We start from the raw sequence: 6,833 nt of genomic DNA, 5'->3' as shown, positions 1-6,833 counted from the left end.
ACTCAATTCTATCACTATATCTTTCCGCATTTCACTTTTTTGTAGTAACTTTGCATACATAATTTACACACTCTTTTATAACTAGTATTAAAAAAGATTACAAAAGAAAATAAATGAAGATTATGAAGAAAATTCTTATTCTTTTTCTGCTGCTTGCCGGAATGACTAGTGTCTATGGGCAAAAGTTTGCGGTAAAGTCCAATTTGCTGTATGATGCAACAACGACCATAAACCTGGGAGTTGAAATGGGACTGAGTAAAAAATGGACATTAGATCTGTCGGGTAACTACAACGGATGGAAGTTTGGCGACGAGACTCGTCTGAAGAACTGGATGGTGCAGCCGGAAGCACGCTACTGGTTATGTGAGAAATTCAACGGCCATTTCTTTGGGTTGCATCCTTTCTACGGGGAATTCAACATCGGAGGACTGAACTTTCTGAGCGACAACATGAAGAACTATCGTTATCAGGGTACTGCCTACGGTGCGGGTATTGGCTATGGATACCAGTGGCTGCTGGGGAATCATTGGAGTATGGAAGCTGAAATCGGTGTGGGGTGGATCCATCTGGATTATGACAAGTATCCGTGTACTACCTGCGGAACGATACAAAAGAGCGACAAGAAAGACTTTTTCGGTGTGACAAAGGCGGCTCTGTCTATTATCTACTTCTTTAAATGATTGAAACAATGAAAAATATAAAGAAATTATCTCTGATGGCAATGTTGCTGTCGGCCGGTATGCTGACAGCTATGGCCCAAACCAACAGCCCGATCCATGTAACGAGCAACGACCTGACACAGAAAGGCGACTCGCTGTATATCGATGCAACGATACGGGTACAAAGTAAACTGATCGAATCGCGCAAGTCGCTAACACTGACTCCGGTGATTGAAAACAATAGCCAGCGCGAAGGGCTACCCAATATCCTGCTGAACGGAAAGAACCGCAGCAAAGTGTATAAGCGTGAAAAGGCGCTGAACAATCTGAAGAATGAAGAACCTCATTTTATCGTGTTGCGTGCACCCGATGCTACGGAACATGTAATCAACTATAAGATGGCTATTGCGTGGGAACCGTGGATGAAGGACGCACGTTTCGTGTTGGCACAGGATCTGTGCGGATGCGGTAAGGAAGAGGCGGTAGGTCCGCTCTTGATTGCCGACAAAATTCGTATGGCTCCCACTGAACGCTATCAGGTGCAGCCTACGCTGGCTTATATCACTCCCGAAGCCGAAACGGAAAAGCATCGTGCCGAAGTGGGTACGGCTTATCTGGAATTCCAGGTGGGAAAATCGGTTATCCTCAACGATTTCCGCAACAATGCTTCCGAGTTGGCTAAGATCGAGAATACTATTAATACAGTAATACGCGATAAAAATATCACTCCGAAAGGAATCATGCTGAAAGGATATGCCTCTCCTGAAGGAAGCTATGCCAGCAACCAGCGTCTGGCCGACAGCCGTGTGAGAGCTTTGCGCGATTATATCCGTGTAAGAAACAACTTCGGTAACGACTTCTTTATTATCGAATCGGAGCCGGAAGACTGGGCCGGATTTAAGGCTGCCGTAGAAAAAGACAGCGAAGTGCCTGCCCGTAGCGAAGTGCTGGCTATTATCAATAGCGATGATATGCCCGACGTAAAAGAGGCAAAGCTGAAAACATTGCAGGGAGGTGCCGCTTATCGTTATGTGTTGAATACGATCTTCCCGTCGTTGCGCCGTTCGGATTACCGGATCGACTATACCGTACGTGAATTCACTGTAGAGGAGGGACGCGAAATTATCAAGACTCGTCCGCAGCAACTGAGCCTGAGCGAGATGTTCGCAGTGGCCAACAGTTACGAAACAGGAAGTGAAGCCTACAACGAAGTGTTTGACATTGCTGTGCGCATGTACAGCTCCGACCCGGTAGCCAACCTGAATGCGGCTAATATCGCAATCGGCAGAGGCGATTATGCATCGGCTGCCAAATATCTGGATAAAGCAGGTATTTCGCCTGAAGCAAGCCATGCACGCGGCGTGATGTTCCTGATCGAAGGTAACCTCGATGCTGCCGAACCCCTGCTGAAGAAGGCTGCTGAAGCCGGCATAGAAGCTGCTTCGGCAAATCTGAAGGAGTTGCAGAAGAAACGCGAGAACGACGAATTGTTTAAGAGTTTCGGTTTATAAGATTATAATTTGTTTATCTATACGAAAAGGTTGCCTTAGGAATAGGGCAACCTTTTTTCTTGGTTCGTACCCGACATGAGGGGGGGTAAGCAGTCGAAAAGCCTTGATTTATGTGCTATGATCTATTTGCCTATGTAGATTGATATAAACTATTATGTAATAGATAGTTTTGCCATAGCCGCGATAGTCGGAGCCACTGTATCTTTGTAACATCAAAAGATAATAATATAAACCTGAAATACAACAAAGCAATGACTAAAGAATCAGTATTAAATGGTGTAAAGTCATACGTAGAGCAAATATTGGTAAACGAAGTCGGAAACGAACAAAGTGTTTACCTGTATCTGGAGGATGGCCATTGGTGTGCTTACGAACGCTCGGCTTATTATCTGGCCAGCCTGAATATCCCTATTCAGTTAAAAAGGGAAGTGATACGCGACGGATTTGATGTGATCCTCCTGAAAGCAAAAGTAGCGGTAGAAAAGCTCGGTCTGTCGGCAGGCGATTCGTATATCAAGTTAAAGAAAATAGGGGATGATAATCTCCAGTTAGGGCTGTCTTCGAATATTTACGGTTTTCCGGAATGGAAGGAGTCTCAGCTGAATGTTTTGTTGGCTTGATAATCAAAATAAACTGATTTGATAGTTTCACACCTGATGTTGATAGATTTGTCGCTTATAAATGATAGTTTTACCATAATCGGTCAGTATTTAAATACTCTATCTTTGTTGTGAGAGGTTCATCGATGTTGAACAAATTAAAATTGTGGATCATGGAAACTACATCACGTGTGGAATTTGTTTTGGGAAATGAAGTAGACAACAGCAACGCTGTCTATCTTTATTTGGAAGGGAACGAGTGGTGTGCTTACGAACGGTCTGCCTATTATTTATCTTTCCTGAAAGCGCCGGTTCGGTTGAAGAAGGAAATTATACGTGACGGGTATGATGTCGTTTTAATGAAAGCTTGTTTCACGTTAGATGAAATAAGTTTACCATTAGCTCCCAAAACTGTACTAAAGCAGGTGGCGGATGATAAGTTGCTGTTTCTGGTAGATAGCAATATTGATGGTTTTTTTGAGTGGAAACAATCTCAACTAAACAAGTTACCTGCTTAAGATTTTTTTTTGACCGGCCGTGAGGCTAGTTTCTTTTTTTAGAAAAGTTGTAAAATTGAGGGTGTATTTAGAGGGAGTGCGATTATGTCGGCTCCCTCTTTTGTTTTTATTTGGCTGCTGTTGTCTGGTAGATGATTACTTTACCTCCTTTTGTGAAGGTGATGGTAAAAGAGTCGCCGAGCGCTTCATTGAGGCTTCCTTGCCACCAGGCGGTAAGGTTGCGGTTGTTGATGGGCCATTTCAGCCCTTCGGTGGTGATAGTGGTATCGCCGGAAAGCGAGAAGATGGATACCTGTTGTCCGGCAAAGCTGGATAGAGTCGTGGTCTGAAGGAGTGGGGTGAAGAGTCCGTAGTCGGACAACATTTCCACACGGTCGAACAGAGGAGCGTAGTCTGTCAGTAGAGATATATTTCCCAAGGTATGGTCTTCGCGCAGACCGGTAGCTCCGAGGATCAGTATTTTGCGGTATCCGGCAGCATGAGCGAATCTGATGGCCTTGGTCAGGTCGTTTATTTCCTGGTCTTCCACGATATGAATGCGGTCTGAGTATAACCGGAACATAGCGGTAGGGATACTGTCGAGATCGCCCACGATAGCTGTTGGCTCCAGTCCCTGTTTGTAGAGCGTTTCAATAGCTCCGTCGCAGGCAATAATGGCAGGAGCCTCCCTCAGTTTTAGCAAAGGTAATTTTGTTACCGGAAATCTTCCGTTGGCAACCACAACACAATCATAAGATGTTTTCATATTTATTTATTCCTTTCTTTTTCCATGTATAATATCCGGCGATAGCCAATATGGCATAGCAAAGATATAGAAACATGGTGGGATAGAGTCCGCGCAGGTAATAAAGATATACCGATACGAAGTTGACGATCACCCAAAATATCCAATGTTCGATGATACGACGGGCCAGCATCCAGGTGGCAACGATACCGACGGAGGTAGTAAAAGCATCGCCCATCGGGATGGGAGAGTCGGTGAAGTTGTGGAGCACGTAATAGAGCAGCCCGTAGATGGAGAGGATAGCCAGAGCTATCCCTCCGAATAACGGCCAGGTGATATGACGGTACAGAATAGATTCGGAAACCGGCTCTTCTTCGGGTGTGGCCTTGTCGGTCTGCGTCCATTTCCGAAAACCGTAGATGCTGATCGCTACATAATAGATATTCAATCCCATATCGGCATATATCTTTGAAAAGAAAAAGACAAAGACATACACCAGGGAGGTAAGGAAGCCTACCACCCACATGGCTTTGTGTTGTCTGATTTCGAGTAGCAGGTAAAGCAATCCGGTTACTACTCCGAAATATTCCAGTACTTGTTCCATCTTTCTTAAAATTTGAAAGTAATACGCGCCATTGCGCTGGTTCCTGCCTGTGTGAAATAACCGTCGTCCTTTTTCAGGGTTCCATTCTCTATATAGGAATAAACCCAGGCGTTTGTTTCATATTGTTCGTTGAACAGATTGTTGACTGTCACATCCACGCCGATCTCTTTGATGAACTTCGGTTTGAAAACATAACCTACCCGCAGGCTGTTCACGAAATAAGGATCGATCGAGCGGTCTTTTGTGGAGGTGTTGTCGATATATTGACGGCCGACAAACTGCGAGTTGAAGCTGGCGGAGAATCCTTTCAGGTTGAAGTCGAACATGCTGTTGGCAATAATGCCCGGAGAAAAGGCGATATCGGTTGTCCCCAGGTATTCACTGTTTTGTCCACCGGTATCCCAGTTATCTACGTACCGGGTGAAATTTTTTATCTTATTACGGCTTAGTGTGACATTTCCGTTCCAGTCGAGCCAGTGTGTGATACTAACACCTCCGGTCAGTTCGATACCCATGCGGTAACTGTCTTTGATGTTGCTGGTCAATGCCTCGCCGATCTCACTGATCTTACCGGTCAGGATCAACTGATTATTGTAATCCATATAATACAGGTTGGCTCCTACGCGGAAATGCTGGTTGCCGAAACTGTAACCGGCTTCGTAGTCATAGAGGGTTTCATGAACGGGACGTTCGTCGGCGGCAGCTTCTGTAAAATTGTCACGGTTGGGTTCGCGGTTGGCTACGGAGAAGGAGACAAATGCGTTATGTCCTCCCCGCTGGATGTTGATACCGGCTTTCGGGTTGAAGAAGTTCCAGTGTTTATCTACATCGACGTTATCGCCAGCTTTGTCGTCGCTACCTTCTATAGTATAATGTATACCGCGGTATTGCAGGTCGAGGTATCCGTTCAACCAGGGGAGTAGCCGGTAGTTTGTTTTTATATAAGCATTATAGTCCAGTTTATTACCAGTGTTGCGATAGTATTCGTAATCGGGTACCGGCAGTGTTTCGCTGTTTTTTACCCACATGACACGGCCGAAGTGGTCACCGCTATATTTATTAACGGCAGAACCGAAGCTCATCTGAAGACGTTCGGTACGGTAGTTGGCGCTGTAAACCGCTCCGTAGAAGTCATTGTCCAGCCATTTACGTCGGACCAGGTCCGAACGTGTTATCGTATCTCCTTTCCCGTCGATGTAGTATGCGGGTAGTTTGTATGACTTGAACTTTGCATCGGCTTTATAGTCTTCGTAATATCCTTCTCCGTGTGTATAATGCAGGGTCAGGTTCATATTCCATAGATCACCCAGACGTTGGCTGGCCATCAGGTGATAATTCTGCTGCCAGTAGTTGTCGGTCTGGTTGTCGTAGAATTTAGTAACCCCGTTTTCTTGGTATTCGCCGCATGGGTTATAGGTGCGGTCGCTGTTCAATAGATAGGAGGGAACACCGGTCCAGGCCTGGTAGGTCTTTTCTACATTCCCGAAAGTCTGGAAACGAACTAGCGTATTGTCGCCATAATAGGCGGCGGAACCAAAATAAGAATGCATATTGGCTGTTGCGCGGTCGATATATCCGTCGCTTTGAATGTTGGAGTAGCGGGCATCGAAAACAAAATGATCGTGCAGTAACCCGGTACCTGCTTTGACGGAGTTTTTTACAGTTCCGAACGAACCGGCGGAGATGGCATATTCCGCATAAGGTTTCAGGTCGGGTTTCTGCGTCTGCATGGCAACGGTCGCTCCGAAAGAGGCGGCTCCGTTGGTGGAGGTTCCTGCTCCGCGTTGTATCTGTATGTTATCGACGGAGGAAGCAAAATCTGCCATGTTTGCCCAGAACACGGTATGCGATTCGGAGTCGTTGACCGGGACACCATTAACGGTGATGTTTATACGGTTGGCATCCGTGCCACGAATACGGAAGCCGGAGTAGCCGATACCGGTTCCGGCATCGGAAGTCATGATCACGGATGGTGACTGGGAAATAAGGTAGGGAATACCTTGTCCGTCATTCTTTCTGCTGAGTTCTTTTTTTGATAATTCGCTGTAAGCGACAGGTGTACTTTGCGATACTTTGGTGGCGGTGACCACCACTTCGTTTAAAGATACATCCCGGGAAATTTTGAGAGAATCGACAGGGTCGGACTCATTGCCCGCAACTGCGAATGAAGCCAGAGAACCGGCAAAAATAATCAATACACTTTTCATCCTTTTGTCCT

Annotated in this window: 7 protein-coding genes; 4 read left to right on the top strand and 3 right to left on the bottom strand. The window is 45.7% G+C overall.

Translation table 11 applies throughout. The features are described from left to right. Positions 1-122 precede the first annotated feature (122 nt). The 4 genes from QZ076_RS12425 to QZ076_RS12410 all read left to right on the top strand — a co-directional run bounded on the left by QZ076_RS12425 (position 123) and on the right by QZ076_RS12410 (position 3,287). Positions 123-680, top strand: a complete 558-nt coding sequence (locus QZ076_RS12425) for a DUF3575 domain-containing protein (RefSeq protein WP_293713630.1) — start codon at positions 123-125, stop codon at positions 678-680. A gap of 8 nt (positions 681-688) precedes the next feature. Continuing rightward, positions 689-2,170 carry a DUF3868 domain-containing protein gene (locus QZ076_RS12420; RefSeq protein ID WP_293713629.1) on the top strand — a complete coding sequence of 494 codons (1,482 nt, stop codon included), beginning with the start codon at positions 689-691 and terminating at the stop codon, positions 2,168-2,170. 251 nt (positions 2,171-2,421) lie between these two features. After that, complete coding sequence (locus QZ076_RS12415; RefSeq protein ID WP_293713628.1) at positions 2,422-2,790, top strand: hypothetical protein; 369 nt, start codon at positions 2,422-2,424, stop codon at positions 2,788-2,790. Positions 2,791-2,942: 152 nt separating this feature from the next. Next, positions 2,943-3,287, top strand: a complete 345-nt coding sequence (locus tag QZ076_RS12410; protein WP_293713627.1) for a hypothetical protein — start codon at positions 2,943-2,945, stop codon at positions 3,285-3,287. Between the two features lie 106 nt (positions 3,288-3,393). Here QZ076_RS12410 and QZ076_RS12405 read toward each other — a convergent pair whose 3' ends face one another. The 3 genes from QZ076_RS12405 to QZ076_RS12395 are packed head-to-tail and all read right to left on the bottom strand — an operon-like array spanning position 3,394 to position 6,822. Continuing rightward, positions 3,394-4,032, bottom strand: coding sequence for a thiamine diphosphokinase (locus QZ076_RS12405; RefSeq protein WP_293713626.1), 639 nt, complete (start codon positions 4,030-4,032; stop codon positions 3,394-3,396). After that, positions 4,016-4,615 carry a nicotinamide riboside transporter PnuC gene (pnuC, locus tag QZ076_RS12400; protein WP_293713625.1) on the bottom strand — a complete coding sequence of 200 codons (600 nt, stop codon included), beginning with the start codon at positions 4,613-4,615 and terminating at the stop codon, positions 4,016-4,018. Before pnuC ends, QZ076_RS12405 begins: the two co-directional genes overlap by 17 nt. A 5-nt stretch (positions 4,616-4,620) precedes the next feature. Further along, the gene (locus tag QZ076_RS12395; RefSeq protein ID WP_293713624.1) at positions 4,621-6,822 is read right to left on the bottom strand and encodes a TonB-dependent receptor plug domain-containing protein; all 2,202 of its coding nucleotides are present in this window, start codon (positions 6,820-6,822) and stop codon (positions 4,621-4,623) included. Positions 6,823-6,833: the final 11 nt, after the last annotated feature.

Origin of the sequence: uncultured Parabacteroides sp. (genome assembly GCF_905196875.1) — a bacterium.
Taxonomy (GTDB): domain Bacteria; phylum Bacteroidota; class Bacteroidia; order Bacteroidales; family Tannerellaceae; genus Parabacteroides.
Note: the sequence above shows the minus strand (reverse complement) of the source record. Positions and strands in the feature narration are given on the sequence as shown.